This is a genomic window from Kitasatospora sp. NPDC056327, from assembly GCF_042261735.1.
Classification (GTDB): Bacteria; Actinomycetota; Actinomycetes; order Streptomycetales; family Streptomycetaceae; genus Kitasatospora.
In genome coordinates this window covers 46890-64056 of record NZ_JBHJRC010000005.1, presented here as the reverse complement: position 1 = coordinate 64056, position 17167 = coordinate 46890, and the positions used below count along the sequence as shown (strand labels likewise).

17 protein-coding genes and 1 riboswitch are annotated in these 17167 nt (G+C 75.0%); of the genes, 8 read left to right on the top strand and 9 right to left on the bottom strand.

The features are described 5' to 3' along the window. Window positions 1-33: 33 nt before the first annotated feature. From ureG to ACFCX4_RS01640, 3 genes are all read left to right on the top strand, one after another. A complete protein-coding gene (gene ureG, locus ACFCX4_RS01650; protein WP_376137956.1) occupies window positions 34-654 on the top strand; it encodes an urease accessory protein UreG in 621 nt (206 codons plus the stop codon). Between the two features lie 72 nt (window positions 655-726). Further along, entirely contained in the window at window positions 727-1650 is a 924-nt protein-coding gene (locus ACFCX4_RS01645; RefSeq protein ID WP_376137993.1) for an urease accessory protein UreD, read from the top strand. A gap of 28 nt (window positions 1651-1678) precedes the next feature. Continuing rightward, on the top strand, window positions 1679-3025 hold the full coding sequence (locus ACFCX4_RS01640) for an ammonium transporter (RefSeq protein WP_376137954.1): 1347 nt from the start codon (window positions 1679-1681) through the stop codon (window positions 3023-3025). An 83-nt stretch (window positions 3026-3108) separates the two neighbouring features. On the opposite strand, the gene ACFCX4_RS01635 is transcribed toward ACFCX4_RS01640, so the two are convergent. Further along, window positions 3109-3483 (bottom strand): fluoride efflux transporter FluC, encoded by a 375-nt coding sequence (locus ACFCX4_RS01635; RefSeq protein WP_376137991.1) that lies wholly within the window; start codon window positions 3481-3483, stop codon window positions 3109-3111. Further along, on the bottom strand, window positions 3483-3923 hold the full coding sequence (locus tag ACFCX4_RS01630) for a fluoride efflux transporter FluC (protein WP_376137952.1): 441 nt from the start codon (window positions 3921-3923) through the stop codon (window positions 3483-3485). Before ACFCX4_RS01630 ends, ACFCX4_RS01635 begins: the two co-directional genes overlap by 1 nt. 311 nt (window positions 3924-4234) lie before the next feature. Between ACFCX4_RS01630 and ACFCX4_RS01625 the strand changes: the two genes are divergently transcribed. Beyond that, window positions 4235-5128, top strand: a complete 894-nt coding sequence (locus ACFCX4_RS01625; protein ID WP_376137950.1) for a sirohydrochlorin chelatase — start codon at window positions 4235-4237, stop codon at window positions 5126-5128. A 120-nt stretch (window positions 5129-5248) separates the two neighbouring features. On the opposite strand, the gene ACFCX4_RS01620 is transcribed toward ACFCX4_RS01625, so the two are convergent. The 5 genes from ACFCX4_RS01620 to ACFCX4_RS01600 form a co-directional block, all read right to left on the bottom strand. Continuing rightward, a complete protein-coding gene (locus tag ACFCX4_RS01620) occupies window positions 5249-5719 on the bottom strand; it encodes a peptidoglycan-binding domain-containing protein (RefSeq protein WP_376137948.1) in 471 nt (156 codons plus the stop codon). A gap of 28 nt (window positions 5720-5747) precedes the next feature. Further along, window positions 5748-6161 carry a hypothetical protein gene (locus ACFCX4_RS01615; protein ID WP_376137946.1) on the bottom strand — a complete coding sequence of 138 codons (414 nt, stop codon included), beginning with the start codon at window positions 6159-6161 and terminating at the stop codon, window positions 5748-5750. A 103-nt stretch (window positions 6162-6264) separates the two neighbouring features. Beyond that, complete coding sequence (locus ACFCX4_RS01610; RefSeq protein ID WP_376137944.1) at window positions 6265-7605, bottom strand: serine/threonine-protein kinase; 1341 nt, start codon at window positions 7603-7605, stop codon at window positions 6265-6267. Further along, the gene (locus ACFCX4_RS01605; protein ID WP_376137942.1) at window positions 7602-8345 is read right to left on the bottom strand and encodes an FHA domain-containing protein; all 744 of its coding nucleotides are present in this window, start codon (window positions 8343-8345) and stop codon (window positions 7602-7604) included. Before ACFCX4_RS01605 ends, ACFCX4_RS01610 begins: the two co-directional genes overlap by 4 nt. Window positions 8346-8460: 115 nt before the next feature. Next, window positions 8461-9342 (bottom strand): peptidoglycan DD-metalloendopeptidase family protein, encoded by an 882-nt coding sequence (locus ACFCX4_RS01600; RefSeq protein ID WP_376137940.1) that lies wholly within the window; start codon window positions 9340-9342, stop codon window positions 8461-8463. Window positions 9343-9569: 227 nt separating this feature from the next. After that, window positions 9570-9735, top strand: a riboswitch (cobalamin riboswitch). A gap of 172 nt (window positions 9736-9907) precedes the next feature. On the opposite strand from ACFCX4_RS01600, the gene metE reads away from it, so the two are divergent. After that, the gene (gene metE / locus ACFCX4_RS01595) at window positions 9908-12247 is read left to right on the top strand and encodes a 5-methyltetrahydropteroyltriglutamate--homocysteine S-methyltransferase (RefSeq protein WP_376137938.1); all 2340 of its coding nucleotides are present in this window, start codon (window positions 9908-9910) and stop codon (window positions 12245-12247) included. 199 nt (window positions 12248-12446) lie between these two features. Continuing rightward, a complete protein-coding gene (locus ACFCX4_RS01590; RefSeq protein ID WP_376137936.1) occupies window positions 12447-13229 on the top strand; it encodes an adenosylcobinamide amidohydrolase in 783 nt (260 codons plus the stop codon). Window positions 13230-13312: 83 nt separating this feature from the next. Here the strand turns inward: ACFCX4_RS01590 and ACFCX4_RS01585 are convergent, their stop codons facing one another. Beyond that, the gene (locus tag ACFCX4_RS01585; protein WP_376137934.1) at window positions 13313-13684 is read right to left on the bottom strand and encodes a hypothetical protein; all 372 of its coding nucleotides are present in this window, start codon (window positions 13682-13684) and stop codon (window positions 13313-13315) included. A gap of 96 nt (window positions 13685-13780) precedes the next feature. Beyond that, window positions 13781-14863, bottom strand: a complete 1083-nt coding sequence (locus ACFCX4_RS01580) for a polyprenyl synthetase family protein (RefSeq protein WP_376137932.1) — start codon at window positions 14861-14863, stop codon at window positions 13781-13783. A gap of 231 nt (window positions 14864-15094) precedes the next feature. Here ACFCX4_RS01580 and ACFCX4_RS01575 point away from each other — a divergent pair, with 231 nt between their 5' ends. Both ACFCX4_RS01575 and ACFCX4_RS01570 read left to right on the top strand, forming a co-directional pair. Then, window positions 15095-16930 (top strand): alpha/beta hydrolase family protein, encoded by a 1836-nt coding sequence (locus ACFCX4_RS01575; protein ID WP_376137930.1) that lies wholly within the window; start codon window positions 15095-15097, stop codon window positions 16928-16930. Beyond that, window positions 16927-17085, top strand: coding sequence for a hypothetical protein (locus tag ACFCX4_RS01570; RefSeq protein ID WP_376137929.1), 159 nt, complete (start codon window positions 16927-16929; stop codon window positions 17083-17085). Before ACFCX4_RS01575 ends, ACFCX4_RS01570 begins: the two co-directional genes overlap by 4 nt. Window positions 17086-17167: the final 82 nt, after the last annotated feature.

Sequence of the window (17167 nt, the reverse complement as noted above, 5' to 3'; positions counted from 1 at the left end):
GGCGACCGGCCACCCCATCCGATCAGGAGCACCATGGACGACTCCGTACTGCGCGTCGGCATCGGCGGGCCGGTCGGTTCCGGGAAGACAGCGCTCATCGAGGCGCTGGTCCCGGTGCTGATCGCGCGCGGCCACCGCCCGGCCGTGATCACCAACGACATCTACACCCAGGAGGACGCCCAGCACGTGCGGCGCACCCTGGCCGGGGTGCTGGAACCCGAGCGGATCGTGGGCGTGGAGACCGGCGCCTGCCCGCACACCGCCGTCCGGGACGACCCGACGATGAACCTCGCGGCCGGCGCCGAGCTGCTGGAGCGCTTCCCGGACACCGACACCCTGCTCTACGAGTCCGGGGGCGACAACCTCACCCTGACGTTCAGCCCGGCGCTGGTCGACCTCTTCCTCTTCGTCCTCGACACCGCCGAGGGCGAGAAGATGCCCCGCAAGCGCGGCCCCGGCATCACCGAGTCGGACCTGCTGGTCATCAACAAGATCGACATCGCCCGGTACGTGCGGACCGATCTGTCCGTCATGGAGTCGGACGCCCACCTGGTCCGCCGGGGCGGTCCCGTCGTCCTCACCGACGCCCTCGTCGGCACCGGGATCGACACGATCGCCGACTTCCTCGCCGAACGCCGCAAGGCGCTGGTCTGAGTGGCCCTCGCCACCCCGGGCCCGCCGCTCCCCGGCGGGCGGGCACCCGCCGGCCCGCCCGGCCGCGACCGGCTGACCGCCGGGCACTACCAGCCCCGGCGGGTCCCGCCGGAGGTCGCCCGGTGGGCCTCCCGCCCGGACACCCTCGCCGTGGGCTCACCGGCCAAGGTCGGCGTCCTCGACCTCGCCTTCGCCGTCCGCGGCGGACGCACCGAACTCGTCGAGCGCTACCAGAAGACCCCGCTGCAGATCATGCGGCCGCTCTGGATCGACCCCGCGGCCCCCGACACCGCCTACCTCTACCTGATGGCCACCGGCGGCGGCGTCGCCCAGGCCGACCGATACCGCGTCGACGTCCGCTGCGGCCCCGGCGCCCGGGTCCACCTCACCACCCAGGCCGCCACCAAGGTCTTCCGGATGGAGCACGACTACGCCAGCCAGCTGGTCCGCCTGGACGCCGGACCCGGCTCCTACCTGGAGTACCTGCCGGACCCGCTGATCCCCTTCCGGGACTCCCGCTTCTACCAGGACACCGAGGTCACCGTCGCCCCCGGAGCCACCGTGGTGCTCGGCGAGACCGTCACCGCCGGACGGCTGGCCCGCGGCGAGCGCCACGACTACCGGGTGCTCGCCCTCGACCTGCGGATCGTCCGGCCGGACGGCACCCTGCTGGCCCTGGACGCCCTGCGGCTGGAGCCCGGCCGGGACCGGACGGCCGTCACCGGCCCCGCCGTGTTCGCGGGCCGGGACCACCTCGCCACGCTCTACGTGATCAGCGACGAGCGGCCCGCCGCCGAACTGGCCGACACCCTGCACCGCGCGCTCGACGGACTGGACGTGCTGTACGGCGTCAGCGAACTCCCCGCCGGCTGCGGTGCCTGGCTCCGGCTGCTGGACGACAGCCCGGTCAGGGTGGCCGCCGCGACCGCCGCCGCCTGGCGGGCGGTGCGTCTGCTGCTCACCGGCCGCCCCGCGCCCGACCTGCGCAAGACCTGACCGCCCACCGCCCCGAACGAGGACCGCCATGAACTCCGCACTCGCACCGATGCCTCCGGCCTACGACTCGGGCGACACCGCCTGGCTGCTCGCCGCGACCGCCATGGTGCTGCTGATGACGCCCGGACTGGCGTTCTTCTACGGCGGGATGGTGCGCACCAAGCACGTCCTGATGATGATCAAGATGAGCTTCGCGGCGCTCGCCTTCGGCACCCTCGTCTGGTGGATCCTCGGCTACACGCTGGCCTTCGGGCCGGACGTCGGCGGGGCCGGGGTGATCGGTGGCCTCGACCACGCCTTCCTGCGCGGCATCGAGCTGAACACCCTCACCGGGGCGATCCCCACCTACATCTACAGCACCTTCCAGATGGGCTTCGCCGTCGTCACCGTCGCGCTGATCAGCGGGTCGATCGCGGACCGGGCCACCATGCGGGGCTGGCTGGTCTTCGTGCCGCTGTGGCTGCTGATCGTCTACGCGCCGCTCGCGCACTGGGTGTTCTCCGACAGCGGCTGGATCACCGGGACCCTCGGCGCGCTCGACTTCGCCGGCGGACTGCCGGTGGAACTCAACTCCGGCGTGGCCGGCCTCGCGGCGGCGCTGGTGCTGCGGGCGCCGCGCGACTTCGCCCGGCGGGAGGAACGGCCGAACAACATCCCGCTGGTGGTGATCGGGGTCGGACTGCTCTGGTTCGGCTGGTTCGGCTTCAACTCCGGCTCCGCGCTCAACGACCAGGGCACCGCCGCCGCGGCCTTCATCAACACCCAGTTCGGCGCGGCCGCCGCGATGATCACCTGGCCGCTGGTCGAACGGCTGCGCACCGGCCGGGTGACCACCATGGGCGTGGTCTCCGCGGCGGTGGCCGGCATGGTCGCGATCACCCCCGCATGCGGGGAGATCAACCCGCTCGGAGCCGTCGTCACCGGCCTGGTCACCGGTGCGGTCTGCGCGTACGCCATCACCGTCAAGTACCGCGTCGGCGTGGACGACACCCTGGACGTGGTGGGCGTGCACGGCGTCGGCGGGCTGATCGGCCTGATCATGGTCGGCCTCTTCGCCACCGCCCGGATCAGCGGTCACAAGGGCCTCTTCTACGGCGGCGGCGGGGCCCTGCTGGGCAAGCAGGTGCTGGCGATCCTCGCCGTCGGGGCCTTCTCCTTCACCTTCAGCTGGCTGATCGCCAAGGCGGTGGACATGACCGTCGGCTTCCGCGCCCCCGGCGAGTACGCCCGGGTCCCCGGGGAGGAGGCGGAGCGTGCCTACGACTTCCGCACCGCCGAGCAGCTGGGCGCCCTCGCGCCCGGTGGCGAGCCGGCTGCCGACACCGACCTGGTCCACCGGATCACCCGGCTCCTCCAGGAACGCCGTCAGGACTGAGTCGGGGCGGGGCCGGTGCGCCCGGGTCCGCGCGGCCCCGGGACGGTGCGCTCCGGCGTCGGCGCGGGCGTGGCGGCCCCGGCTCACCCGAGGGCGTCGGCGATCGCCGCCCCGGCGTAGGCCAGCCCGATGCCCACACCCAGCGTGACCACCAGGTATCCGGTGGCGACACCGGTCCGGCGGTCCAGGGCGAGGGTGGCGGTCTCGTAGGCGAACGTCGACCAGGTCGAGAGCGCACCGCAGAACCCGGTGGCCAGCAGCAGGTGCGTGTTCGGCCCCAGCCGGCCGTCCGCCGCGCCCTGGGAGAGGAAGCCGAGCAGCAGACAGGCGGCGGCGTTGGCCGCCAGCGTGCCGTACGGGAACACGCTGTGCACGCGGGCCTTGACGGCGACCCCCGTCAGGTACCGGACCGGCGCCCCGATGACACCGCCGGCCAGCACGAGCAGCCAGTCGGTGATCACGCTTCCTCCGGGCGGCGTCCACGGAGCACTTCCCGGGTGCCGAGGATGCCCAGCAGTACCGCGGCGATCGCCAGGAACGAGGTCAGCACGACGTCCCCGACCGCGAGACCGGGCTCCCCGTTCCCGGCCAGCACCCGGACGTCGTCGGCGAAGTGCGAGAACGTGGTGAAGCCACCGAGGAAGCCGGTGCCCAGCAGCGGGCCGAGCGACTTCGGCGCACCCGGGAACCGCTCCTTCAGCAGGGTCATCAGCACCCCCATCGCCAGACAGCCGGTCGCGTTGATCAGCGGGACCGGCCACGGGAACTCCGCCCCCGTCACGGGCCAGAGCCGCTCCACGCCGTAGCGCGTGACGGAACCCAGACCGCCTCCGAGGGCCACCGCCGGCACCACGGCCAGCTGCGCGGCCAGGGCGCTCCTGTCTCTCCGACGTTCCATCGGTTCTGTTCTCCCGTCGTGGAGTTCAAGACCCCGATCGGTGCGCCGAACGGGTCATCGGGCCGTGCCGCTCGCGGAGCCCGGATGGACCGAAGGGTACAAATCGGTCGGCGCTACTCGTGCGATCGAATCGCCGTGTCCCGCCCGTCCGTCCCCGTCGCGAGCCGCCACCGGACGCTGCGCGGCCCCGCCCCCGCCCTCGAACCCGCCCTCGACCTCGCCTTCCACCTCGTCCTCGACCCCGGCGGATCCTCGGCCGTTGGCGCCGCCACCGGATCCGTCCCCCCACGACCCGATCGGTGGCCGAACCCATGACCGACGAACCCCGAGTGATCGCCGTCTGCGGCCACGAGACCGGACACGGCGTGGCCCTGCGGCCGCTCGCCGGCCGGGGCGTCACGGTGGTGACCGGTGGGCGCGAGCTCTACCGGGCCCTGGCCGAGCGGCCCGCCGCGGGGCCGGAGGCCTGCGTGGTGCCGATGACCCTCGGCCGTGAGCCGGACCTGGTCGCCGACGCCGCCCGGACCGTGCGGGCCCTGCCCGCCGACCGGCGGCGCGGGGTGCTGCTCACCGAGCCGTTCGGTACGGCCGGACATCTGATCGGCTGGCTGCGGGCCACCGCGAACCGGCTGCCGCAGGAGGCCGCGCTGGTGGTCGCGGCACCCTCGGGCGATCCGTTCGAGGACGCGGAGCTGTTCCGGATCGCCCGCCTGGTGCGCTGCTACGGCCGGCACCGGCTGGTCGAGGTGGCCCTCACCGGCGCAGACCCCGACCTGGCGGAGGCGGTGCGGCGGTGCGGGCTGCTCGGCGCCGAGCGGGTGGCGGTGCTCCCGGCGGCGTTCACCGATCCGGTGCCGCCCGGATTCGCCGCGCCCCCCGGGCCGGAGCTGCTGCCGGCCGGCCCGCTGCTCACCCCCGCGGCGATCGGGGCGGTGCTGGAGGCCAGGGCCGCCGCGGCCCGGCGGCTCTTCCGCGACTCCGGCGACGACGGCAGCGCCGCCGGGCTCGGCGCCGCCGACGGCCACGGCCACGCGCACTCGCACGGCCCGGGCGGGGAGCACGGCCACGGCGGGCACCACCCGCACGGCCACAGTCACGGCCACGGCCACCCGCACCTGCACTCCCACGAGCACGGCCATGGCCACGAGCACGGCGAGGGGCGCCCGTTCGTCGCGCCCCCGGCGGCCCCGGGCGGTGCGCCCTGAGCGCCGCCCGGGGCCGCCGGGGCGACGGAGGGCAACCGGCCCCGGCCCGCCGGCGCTGCGGTGGGCCGGGGTCGGCAGGAGGCCCGGGGCCGGGCGCGGCCTGCGGAAGCGCCGGCCGGTTCAGCAGTGCCTGGCCTGGGTGTTGGCGTAGTCCTTGAACGCGGCCTGGGTGCCCGGTCCCGCGACCCCGTCGACGGCGCCGCCGTACCCGAACCCGTCCGCGAGCCGCCGCTGCAGGGCCGACACCGTGCCGGGACCGACGATGCCGTCGATCGAACCGGTGTAGCCGTACCCCGAGGCGAGGCGGCGTTGCATCGCCTTCCAGCTGTCGGGGCCCAGCTCGCCGTCGAGCGCGCCGCCGTAGCCCCAGCCGGCCTTGAGGTAGCACTGGACGTACTTGGCCTGCGTGGCGCTCAGGCCGAGGTTCACCACCGCGTTCAGGGCGGTCGTCGTCGTGCTCACCGACGTGCTCGGCCGCTGGGCGGGGGCCGCGGTGCCGGCGGTCGCACCCGCCAGGCCGCCCGCGGCGAGTCCGGCGAGGGCGGTGATGCCGACGAGGGCGCGGGTCAGTGCGTTCGTCTTCGTTCCCATGGTCCTGCCTTTCGGGAGACGGTACCGGTCAGCAGTTGCGGATGGACCAGACGGGGGTCCAGTCGAGGTCGTGCCGGGTGGAGTCGGGCGTGAAGGTCCTCAGCACGTTGCTGTTCCGGCCGTAGAACGTCGAGGTGACTCCGCCGGTCTGGTTGTCGAAGTACCAGCCAGAGTCGTTGAAGTAGGACAGGTAGTAGCGGTTGCAGGCGTCGAGGTCGAAGACCTTCCAGACACTGGCGTCGGCGTCCCAGGCCCCGACGCAGAGGCTGCCCGTGGGGCAGGCGATGGGGACGCCCACGCCCAGGGCTCGGGGCTTCACGTACGGGGAGACGCTCGGGCCGGGTGAGGCGGTGGTGGCGTGGGCGGCGGTGCCGGTGCCCAGGGTGGTGAGGGCCAGGGCGGCGGTGCCGGCCAGGGCGAGCAGCGAGCGTTTGAGGCGCATGGTGGCGGGGCTCCTTCCGGTCGGGGATCTCGTGCCCCGATGGTGGGCCAGGAGCCGGGTGGGCGGTACCTCGTAGGTCCGAGGGCGGGCCGGGAGGCGCCGGTCAGCAGTCCGGGACCCAGGTGTGCGAGCGCGGCCGCTCGTCGGCGCCGAGGTTGCGGCGCTCGCCGCGGCCGACGCAGCCCAGGAACTGTTGCCGGTCGGGGCCGGCGTAGTAGCGGACGTCGACCAGGAGGGCGCCCTCCTCGAAGCTCTGGCCGTTGTTGTAGACGGACCGGGGCGGCCGATCGGCGGTCCAGCGGCAGGCGAGGCCGCCCTGCGTCCAGTCCTCGTAGCCGTCCACCCAGGCGCACATCTCGCCGCGCCCGTCGGGTTCGGCGAAGAAGCAGACGGTGCCGTGCCCGCAGCGGGCGTAACCGGTGGGGTCGCGGTCGATGCCGAGGCCGAGCAGGCCCGCCAGCAGGCCGGTCGCGGCGGCGGCGATCAGCGGGCGGCGGTGCCGGTGCAGGACGGGCAGCAGCGGGCGCCGCGGCCGCCGGCCGGCCGCCGCGGTGCGGGCCCGGAGGTGGAGTGAGGCGGTGCTGTGCCGGGCCCGGTCCTCGGGGCGGCGGGCCAGGCAGTCGTGGACGATGTCCCGCCAGAGCAGCGGCAGCCGGGGGGAGATCCGCAGTTCCTCCTCGCCCCGGGCGTAGCGCAGCGCGGCCTCCCGGCGGGCGGCGGGGGTCGCGCCGGGCAGCGGCAGGGTGCCGGTGAGGACGAGGTGGGCGAGGACGCCGAAGGCCCAGATGTCGGCGGTCGGGCGGATCTGCCGGCCGCGCTCGCCGATCTCGGCCCAGAGCAGGTCCGGCGGGGTGTAGTCGGGCGTGGCGAACGGCGGCGCGTAGGCGTGGGTGCCGTCGAGTTCGGCGGCGAGGTTGAAGTCGGCGAGCCGTGCGGTGCCGTCCGGCATCAGCAGGACGTTGCCGGGTTTGAGGTCGCCGTGCACCCAGCCCGCGCGGTGCAGTTGGGCGAGACCCTCGCAGATCTGGGCGAGCAGGGCGGGGCCCGACCGGGGGGTGCGGTCCTCGGCGAGCAGGGCGTCCAGCGAACAGTCCGCCTCTTCGAGCACGAGGACGGTGGAGCCGTCGAGCTCGGGCCGGCCGGGTTCGTCGACGGCGAGGATCTCGTACAGCCGGATCAGCCGTGAGGCGCTGACCCGGCTGAGCACCTCGGTCTCCCGGTCGGCGAGGTCGCGCAGGTGGCGGAGCTGGCGCGGGGTCCGGGTGCCGGTGGGCAGGAACTTGAGCGCGGCGCGCGAGGGCAGGCCGGGCCTCGGCAGGGCCCGGCGGGCCGCGTACACGCTGCCGAAGGAGCCGTTGCCGAGCAGCCGGTCGACCCGCCAGGCGCCGATCCGGTAGCCCTCCGGGACGGGCAGCGCACCGGTGGGGCCGGACGGCAGGTTCACCGTGCGTGCCCGGGGGAGAGGAGGGCGAGGTCCTCCTCGCGGACCAGGTCGAACCGCAGGGCCAGGGAGGCCAGCGCGTCCTTCTTGCCGACCAGGCGCGGACCGGAGGAGGCGCTCTCGGGTCCGGCCTTGAGCCGCAGTTTGACGGCCAGGTAGTCGATGTTCCACTGCACGGCGGCGCGGTTGGCGGACGGCCAGAGCGGGCGGAGGCGTTCGACGACCTGGTCGACGGTGGGCGGCAGGGCGTGCGGCTCGCCCCGGAGCCGGGGTTCGCAGAGCGCGGCGAGCACCAGGAAGTAGCGCCGGGTGCGGTCGAGCGGGAACGCCAGCAGGGTGGGTTCACGGTCCGGCCCGGCCGGCGCGTCGCGGTCGGCGTAGTCGTGGCGCGGTGCCCAGACGTCGAGGCTGAGCAGTTCGGAGACGGCCGGCAGGACGAGCCGGGCGAACTCGAACGGGACGGGCGCGGCCAGCCGGCCCGGTGCGACCTTGATGTGCTCGCCCGCGCCCTCCGGGTTCTCCACCACGTAGGTCGAGGTGCGGCTCAGGTTGCTCAGCGTCCAGTACGTGCCGGTGGCACCGATCTCGCCGGCGGTGCGGGAGACGCCGCCGTGCGGGATGCCCAGGCCCGGCGCGGCGTCCCCGGTGACGGCCCGGCCGAACCGGAGGGTCTCTCCCGGGGACAGTCGGAGCCGCTCGGCCGGGACCATTCCGGGCCCGGGCACCACGATGATGCTGTGCATGCCGCTTCCCCTCCCCCGTGCAGCGGTCGGGGAAAGGGTAGCGAGCGGAATCAAACGTTCCTGTAACGATCGGTCATGGAGCCCGGGAGCCGCGAGGTTTCGCGGTGGTGTCGGCTCAGCACTCGCCGCGCCAACGGAAGGAGTCGATCGTCCGTCCGCCGGCCGGGAGGTTGCCCCGGCCCTCGGCCCAGCCGTAGTGCAGGCACTGGCCGCCGCCCTCGCGGAACGACACCTGGACGTGGTCGGCGCCGGGCTCCTCCGTCCCGTTGTTGAAGTACGACCGGCGCGGGCCGCAGGTGCTGGCGGGTTCGTCGACGGCCGAGCGGCAGACCGTACCGGTGCCGTCGGCCCCCGAGTAGAAGCAGACGCTGCCGGACGGACAGTCCTGCCAGGCCGCGGCCGGGCCACCGGTGCAGTTGCGGCTGGTGACCTTCGGCCAGGACTTCTGCAGGCCGCTGTACTCGACGCCGTCGAAGCGGGCCGGCACCCGGTCCTTCTCGTAGGTGAAGTCGCCGGTCGGCGCGTAGCGCTGCTCGTGGTGCAGATGCGCCCAGTCGTTGGCCCGGCCGGTCTTCCCGATCCTGCCGATCGGGGTGGACGGCGTCACCGGGTCACCCTTCTTCACGTAGGTCGCCGGGGCGTCCATCAGGTGGTAGTAGGCCGTGAACCAGCCGTTGCCGTGGCTGATCTGGACGGTGTTGCCGGAGCCGTTGTCCCAGTACGTGGCGGACACCGTACCCGCGGCGGAGGCCAGTACCGGGAGGCCGTCGGACCCGGTGTTGCCCTCGACGAAGATGTCCAGGGCCGGGCTGTGGTCCCCGCCGTAGGTGTGCAGCTCCCAGGTGGTGCCGCACGGGAACGGCAGCTGGAAGGCCGGCGGCGCCGGCCGCGTGGCGGCCGTCGCGGCGCCCGGTCCGGCGGGGAACGCCGTGAGCAGGACCCCCAGGACGGCCATCAGCACGCCTGACCGCCACCACGCGTGGAAACGGTTTCTCATTCTCTACCCCCTCGTCCGGTCGGGTCCGCCCGGGGCCGGTACCACCTCGCAACACCGAGGGTGCGGCGGTCGGGACCCCGGTCGGCGTCCGGACTCCGGTGGGCGGTGGCCCCGGTGGGGCCGCCCCGTGCGGCGGACATCGTGGTGAATGGTGGTGCCGTGGTCGCGGGTTTGCCTCTAGGGTGGTGCCCGCAGCTGGTTCGCCCCGTCCGCCAGGCGGGGCGTCGTAAGAGGGAACCCGGTGACGCCTATCGGCCAGTCCGGGACTGCCCCGCAGCGGTGAGCGGGAACGACCGCCGTCATACGCACTGGGCCCGGGCCGGGTCTGGGAAGCGACGGCCAGTAGGTGTCCGCCCTCGACGAGGGCGGGTGTGCCCGCGAGTCCGAAGACCTGCCCGCTGCCCGCCCGCGGATCGTCCGCGCGCGGCTGTCCGATGACCTCGTGGGCGGGTCGGCGTGCACACCCTGCGGAGCCTTTCGGGCGTCCGTGCGGGTTGTCGTCCCCTTCGCGCACTCGTGCCGTCATCGGGCACTGGAGGAGCAAGACTCGCGAAGGAGAGTCCCCTTGACGACGAAGTCCGCAGCTGCGGCGACGCTGCCCACCGTGCACGGCTACCCCCGGCAGGGCCGGGGCCGGGAGCTGAAGAAGGCCATCGAGGGCTACTGGAGGGGCACGGTCACCGCGGACGCCCTGCTGGCCGCGGCCTCCGGTCTGCGCCGGGAGAACTGGACGCGGCTGACCGCGGCGGGAATCCGGGAGGTTCCCACCGGGGACTTCTCGCTCTACGACCACGTGCTGGACGCCTCGGTGGCCGTCGGCGCGATCCCGGACCGCCACCGCGCCGCGGTCGAGGCCGACCCGCTGGACGGGTACTTCGCCATGGCGCGCGGTACCCAGGACGTCGCGCCGCTGGAGATGACCAAGTGGTTCGACACCAACTACCACTACCTGGTCCCCGAGCTGGGGCCGGACACGGTGTTCGCCGCGAACCCGGCCAAGGCGGTCGGCGAGCTGCGCGAGGCGCGCGCGCTCGGCCACGACGCCCGGCCGGTGCTGGTCGGCCCGGTCACCTACCTGCTGCTCGCCAAGCCCGCGCCCGGCGTGGCCGCCGGCTTCCAGCCGATCACCCTGCTGGACCGGCTGCTGCCGGTCTACGCGCAACTGCTCGCCGATCTGCGGGCGGCCGGGGCGCACTGGGTGCAGCTGGACGAGCCCGCCCTGGTCCAGGACCGCACCCCCGCCGAGCTGAACGCCGCCGCCCGCGCCTACCGTGACCTCGGCGCGCTCACCGACCGTCCGAAGCTGCTGGTGGCCAGCTACTTCGACCGCCTCGGCGAGGCCCTGCCCGTCCTCGCCAAGGCCCCGGTCGACGGTCTGGCCCTGGACTTCACCGGCCCGGCCGCCGCGAACCTGGACGACCTCGCCGCCGTCGGCGGCCTGCCCGGAAAGCGCCTGGTCGCCGGGGTCGTCGACGGCCGGAACGTCTGGATCAACGACCTGGAGAGGTCGCTGGCCACCCTGGCGACCCTGCTCGGTCTCGCGGACCGGGTGGACGTCGCCCCGTCCTGCTCGCTGCTGCACGTGCCGCTCGACGCCGGCCTGGAGCGGGAGGTCGACCCGCAGATCGCCCGCTGGCTGGCCTTCGCGAAGCAGAAGACCGAGGAGGTCGCCCTGCTCGCCCGCGGCCTGCGCGAGGGCACCGGCGCGATCACCGCCGACCTCGCCGCCAACCGCGCGGACCTGGCCTCCCGCGCCGCGTCGCCGATCACCCGCGACCCGGCCGTCCGGGCCCGCGCCGCCGCCGTCACCCCCGACGACGCCCGCCGTGCCCGGGCCTACCCCGAGCGGGCCGTGGCCCAGCGGGCCCGCCTCGGCCTGCCCCTGCTGCCCACCACCACGATCGGTTCCTTCCCGCAGACCACCGAACTCCGGGTGGCGCGCGCCGATCTGGCGGCGGGGCGGATCGACGCGGCCGCCTACCGGGAGCGGATGGAGGCCGAGGTGCGCGAGGTGGTCGCCCACCAGGAGAAGGCCGGGCTGGACGTCCTGGTGCACGGCGAGCCCGAGCGCAACGACATGGTCCAGTACTTCGCCGAACAGCTCACCGGCTACCTGGCCACCCGGCACGGCTGGGTGCAGTCCTACGGCACCCGCTACGTGCGCCCGCCGGTGCTCGCCGGGGACATCTCCCGCCCGCACCCGATGACCGTCGACTGGTTCCGCTACGCCCAGGGCCTGACGGACCGGCCGGTCAAGGGCATGCTGACCGGCCCGGTCACCATGCTCGCCTGGTCCTTCGTCCGCGACGACCAGCCGCTCGCCGACACCGCCTGCCAGGTGGCGCTGGCCCTGCGCGACGAGGTCACCGACCTGGAGGCCGCGGGCGCCGCCGTCGTCCAGGTCGACGAACCCGCGCTGCGCGAGACCCTGCCGCTGCGGGCCGCCGACCGCCCGGCCTACCTGGAGTGGGCGACGGAGGCGTTCCGGCTGGCGACCTCCGGCGTCCGTGCCGACACCCAGGTGCACACCCACATGTGCTACGCGGAGTTCGGCGCGATCATGACGGCGATCGACGAGCTCGACGCGGACGTCATCTCCCTGGAGGCCGCCCGTTCGCACATGGAGGTGGCCGGTGAGCTGGCCGCCGCCGGCTACCCGCGCGAGGTGGGACCGGGGGTGTGGGACATCCACTCGCCGCGCGTGCCGGGCACGGAGGAGGTCGTGGAGCTGCTGCGCACCGGGCTGGCGGCGATCCCGGCGGAGCGGCTGTGGGTGAACCCCGACTGCGGGCTGAAGACCCGCGGCCGGCCGGAGACCCGTGCCTCCCTGGAGAACCTGGTGGCCGCGGCCCGCCTGCTGCGGGCGGAGCTGGCGGGCGGAGCCGCGGGCAGGCCCGTCGGCTGATCCCCGGGCCGGGGGACGGTGTCAGCCCGCCCCCGGCCCGGTCCTCGTCCGGGTCCTCGCCCCGAGCCGCGGCCCGAGCCGCGGAGTCCGCGGGCCGCGCGGACTCCGCGGCCGGTTAGGATCCCCGGGTGCCCGCCGGGCCGGTGAGCTGCCGGACCCGGTGGGAGGAGCGGACCGACCGGACTTCCGACCCCGAGGGGTGATCAACGCGAACGGCTTCCTGCCCGGGGCCCGTCTGCCCACCGTCCTGCGGGCGGCGCGGTCGGAGGACGGCTCCTGCCGCCATCTGCTGGTCTGGAAGGCCGGCCCGGGCTGGCGGATGGTCAGCAGCGCGGTGCTGGGCGGGGGGCTGGGTGAGCGCGAGTGGGTGCTGAACGCCCAGGTCAGGCCCGGCTACGGGCGGATGGACCCCGACCGGCACCTCGCGGAGCTGGCAGCGGCCGAAGGGCTGCGCGGGCCCGGCGTCGGGCTGATGACGGCGGCGGAGGTCGACGACTGCACCTGGGCCGAGGACGGCGGCGCCGTCGCCCTGGTGACGACCGGCATCGGGGTTCCCGTCTGGGCGGCGGCGCCCGGGCCGGCCGCTGCGGAAGTGCCCGGTCCGTACGTCCCCGGCACGATCAACGTCCTCGCCGTGGTGCCGGCACCGGTGGCCGACGCCGGTCTGGTGAACCTCCTGGCGACCGTCACCGAGGCCAAGGTGCAGGCGCTCCTGGACGCCGGGTACGCGTGCTCCGGGACGCCGTCCGACGCGGTCTGCGTGGCCGTGCGGACACCCCGGCCGCAGGAGGCGGCCGATCCGTTCGGCGGCCCGCGGTCGCGCTGGGGCGCCCGGCTGGCCCGGGCGGTTCACCGGGCCGTCCTGGAGGGAGCCGAGCTCGACCGGGACCGCCGCGACCGGGGCCCGGCGCCCTTGCACACGGGCCCCGGGCCGGACTGCCGCCGCACGGACGTCCTGTCCCGGGGGCGGGTCCCCGCCTGAGCGGGCGGGCCCGGGTCGGGCGCGCAGGGCAGCGCGCGCCGGGCGGGACGGGCGGTGGGGGACCGGCCGGGGCCGGGGCACCGTCAGGCCGCGGGCGGGGCCGTCGTACCGGCCGGGAGCTCCCGGGTGAACATGAACTCCTCCAGGGCCGTCACCAGCGCGGTCCGGCTCCTGGTGCTCCACGAGCCGAGGTGGTCGGGTTCACGGAGGGCCCTGCGCCCGATGCCGGGGAGCCGCAGGAAGTCGACCTCGTAGCGGCCCCCGGGGTCGCCCTCCGGCTCCCAGCGGACGTCGAAGCAGAGCCCGTCGTGGGACAGGTGGCCGCTCACCAGCACCGATCCGTAGAACCACTCGACGGTCTCCGGTGAAGGGTCCACGGCGTAGAGGCTGTTCATGTCGATGCTCCAGCCGGGTGCCATGCGCAACGGCTGCAGCCGCCGCCAGGTCTCGCTCATGTCGTTCCTCACGTCCTCACGTCCTCACGTCGTCACGTCCGGGTATGTGCGGGCCCGGCCGTGCGCGGCCGCGGGCCGGGGTTCCGGCTGCCCCGCTCATCCGCCCGGCAGCACGTTCGTCAGCGGCAGCCCCTCGAAGAAGGCCACCGCCTCCGCGCGCCAGTACGGGCGCCAGCCGGCGGCCTCGGCACCGGCCGCCTCCGCGCAGCGCCGCAGGTCGGAGCGGAGCCTCGCGTCGACGCCCAGCGACCGGGCGAGCGCGCGGACCTGCTCCAGCGTCCCGGCCGGGCGGTCCGGGTCGCCGAGCGCGGACTCCACGACGGCCCGGCGCGGCCCGTCCGCGGCGGCGAGCAGGGCGGTCACGGCGTAGCTGCGGCGGCCCGCGCGCAGGTCGGCGCCGGTGGACTTGCCGGTGGCGGCCTCGTCGCCGAAGAGGTCGAGGTAGTCGTCGCGCAGCTGGCCGCCGATGCCGACCAGGGTCGCGTAGCGGCGCAGCCGGGCGTCGTGGGCGGAGAGGTCCTCGCCGGCGGCCAGCAGGCCCAGGCGCAGCGGGGCGAGGACGGAGTACCGGGTCGACTTGTACTCGCAGACGCCGTGCAGGAACTCCTCGTCCGGCAGCGGGAGGAGGTCGCGTTCGAGGTCGGCGATCTGGCCGGTGACGGTCTCGGCGCCGGCGTCGAGCTGGATCCGGAGCATCTCCCGGCACAGTTCGGCGGGGACGTCGGCCTCCAGCAGGACCCGGGCGGAGAGGAAGGCGGCGAGGTCCCCGGCGAGGAGGGCCAGGCCGAGGGCGGTTCCGTCGGCGTCCGGGAACTCCCGGCGGTAGGCGTAGTAGGTGGACGGGCCGCCGCGGCGCAGGGGGGCGTCGTCGATGATGTCGTCGTGGACGAGTCCGTGGGTCTGGAGCAGTTCGATGCTCAGCGCGGCCTCGGCCAGACCGGGGACCGGGTCGGTGGTGACCAGCCGGGCGGCCTCGTACAGCAGGGCGACCCGCAGCCGCTTGCCGCCGCGCAGCGAGAGGTCCCGCAGCAGTTCCAGGCAGCGCGGGGTGAAGCGGCTGAGCGGCGTGGTGTCGAGGCGCTCGGGCAGCGCGGCGAAGTAGGCCTCGAAGCGGAGGTCGAACCGGCGCCGGTGTCCGGCGGCCCGTTCGCGGGCGGCTGCCATGATCGTCTCGTTCACGGGGCCAAGCTTCGCACCCGTGCGGGGGCCACCGCCGGGCGGTGTGCGGGCGGGCCGGATTTCGGCCAACCGTGCGAAAGGTCTGGTCGTGGTCACGACACCCCCCTAGAGTGACCGCGATCCTTCACACGTGGCCTTTCCTTCACTCCTCGTTCACCGGTCCCGGACGTTCGGCGCAGCCTCCCCATAACGCGGGTCGTCCGACCCCATCGAGCCGGAAGGGCCGGGTCCGTGACGCAGGCGTTCCAGTCCCCCGGCTTCGCCACCCTGGCGGCCGGGCGCGCCGTGGAGACGCGGCTCGTCGAGGACCGCTGGCAGGCGGTGGCCTGGGAGGTGGGGACGGACCGGCGCCGGGTCGTCACCGACCGGCCGGGAGGCGTCCACCTCAGCGAGATCGAGCCGGACGGCGGCGCGATCTGGTGGTTCGACGCCGACGGCTCGGGGGAGGGCCGGTGGCGGCGCGAACCGTTCGCCGGGGGCACGGACGCCGAGGCGCTGCCCGGCGTGCCGCCCGGGCGGGCGTACGGTGTGGCCTTCGACCGGACGGGTGCGCTCGCCGCGGTGTCCGTCGGCGTGGACGGCGCCTCGCACTGCTACATCGGGCCGCCCGCGGGCGAGGCACGGCTGATCGGGTCGGCACCCGGGTACCTGGGCCTGGCCGACCTGTCGCCGGACGGCCGACTGCTCGCCCTCGGCGGGCGGCCCGACGGGGACGACGCCGTGCTCCTGTGGCCGGCGGACGGCCGGCCGGACGGTGCGCTGCGGCTCGCCGGGAGCTGCCGGCTGCGGCTCTGGCCGATCGAGTTCAACCCGCTCGCCGCGGCCGGGCCCGAACTGCTGCTGGTGGTCGAGGAGGAGGAGCGGTACACGGTCGCGACCTGGCGGGCGGACACCGGGCTGCGCAGACGGCCGGGACTCTCGTTCGACTCGCAGATCACGGCCGGCTGGTACCAGGGGCCGCGCGGGGTGCTGATCCAGCACGAGCGGGCCGGGCGCAGCCGGCTGCTCCTCGCCGACCTCGGTCCGCCGGACGGCCGGGGACCGGCCGGGCGGACCCCGTCCACCAGGGAGATCGGCACCCCCGGTGGCACGATCCACGACCTCTCCAGCGCCCCGGACGGCACCCTGCACTGCGTCTGGAGCCGGGAGTCGACACCGCCCCGCCCGCTGGTGCTGCGCCCCGGCGCCGAGGCGGCGGACGTCCCGGACCCGGACGGCGGCGGCACCGACCGGAGCCGGAGCCGGCGCTGGACGCCCCGGGCCTACGGGCGGATCCACAGCTTCGTCAGCACCCCGGCCGGCCCGGGCCCGTGGCCGACCCTCTTCCTGGTCCACGGCGGCCCCGCCACCCACGACCGCGACTCCTACGACCCCCGGGTGAACGTCCTGGTGGAGCACGGGTACGCGGTGGTGCGCACCAACTACCGCGGCTCCACCGGCTACGGCGCCCGCTGGCAGCACGACTACGGCCACCGGGTCGGGCTGGCGCAGATCGAGGACCTGGCCGCCGTCCGCGCGGACCTGGTCGCCGACGGGACGGCGCTCGCCGCGCGCACCGGGCTGTGCGGCTTCTCGTGGGGCGGCTACCTGACCCTGCTGGCGATGGGCGCGCAGCCGGAGCTGTGGTCGCTCGGTCTGGCCGCCCAGCCGATCGCCGACTACCCCGACGCGTACCGCACCACCACCCCGGCGCTGCGCGAACTCGACCGGGAGCTGTTCGGCGGGAGCCCGGAGGACGTTCCCGAGCGCTACCGGGCGGCCGACCCGCGAGCGTACGTGCACCGGGTCCGGTCGCCCGTCCTGCTGATCGCCTCGCGCACCGACGAGCGGTGCCCGCCCGGCCAGGTGGCCCGGTACGCCGCGGACCTGCGCCGGCTGGCGGTGCCCCACGAAGTGCTCTGGGTGGACGGCGGCCACTACAGCCGCCGGACCGCCGACCACCGGTCGGTGCTGGCCGCGATGGTCCGGTTCGCCGGGCGGGTCTGGCCGGCACCGCCCCTCCGAGCACCCCGGGGCGACGGCCCCGGGGGACCCGACGAGCCGATGGAAGGAGGTGAACAGCCATGAAGCGACGCAGCATCCAGAACGACCCGATCAGCACCCCGGAGCGTGACCGGGGCGCCGTCGTGGTCCAGAACTTCGCGCTCGACATCACCAAGGCCGCGCCGGTCGCGCCTGCCCTCAAGGGGCAGCCGAAGCCGAAGCCGGAGTCCAAGAAGTGATGTCCCGCCGCTCCGGGGTGCCCGTGGTGCCCCGGAGCGGCACCTCACCGACCGCCTGCGAACGAACGGCAGAAGTGGCCAC

Coding starts and splice junctions, on each gene's coding strand:
- ureG (WP_376137956.1), top strand. CDS start 34: ATGGACGACTCCGTACTGCGCGTCGGCATCGGCGGGCCGGTCGGTTCC.
- ACFCX4_RS01640 (WP_376137954.1), top strand. CDS start 1,679: ATGAACTCCGCACTCGCACCGATGCCTCCGGCCTACGACTCGGGCGAC.
- ACFCX4_RS01630 (WP_376137952.1), bottom strand. CDS start 3,923: ATGGAACGTCGGAGAGACAGGAGCGCCCTGGCCGCGCAGCTGGCCGTG.
- ACFCX4_RS01625 (WP_376137950.1), top strand. CDS start 4,235: ATGACCGACGAACCCCGAGTGATCGCCGTCTGCGGCCACGAGACCGGA.
- ACFCX4_RS01620 (WP_376137948.1), bottom strand. CDS start 5,719: ATGGGAACGAAGACGAACGCACTGACCCGCGCCCTCGTCGGCATCACC.
- ACFCX4_RS01615 (WP_376137946.1), bottom strand. CDS start 6,161: ATGCGCCTCAAACGCTCGCTGCTCGCCCTGGCCGGCACCGCCGCCCTG.
- ACFCX4_RS01605 (WP_376137942.1), bottom strand. CDS start 8,345: ATGCACAGCATCATCGTGGTGCCCGGGCCCGGAATGGTCCCGGCCGAG.
- ACFCX4_RS01600 (WP_376137940.1), bottom strand. CDS start 9,342: ATGAGAAACCGTTTCCACGCGTGGTGGCGGTCAGGCGTGCTGATGGCC.
- ACFCX4_RS01585 (WP_376137934.1), bottom strand. CDS start 13,684: ATGAGCGAGACCTGGCGGCGGCTGCAGCCGTTGCGCATGGCACCCGGC.
- ACFCX4_RS01570 (WP_376137929.1), top strand. CDS start 16,927: ATGAAGCGACGCAGCATCCAGAACGACCCGATCAGCACCCCGGAGCGT.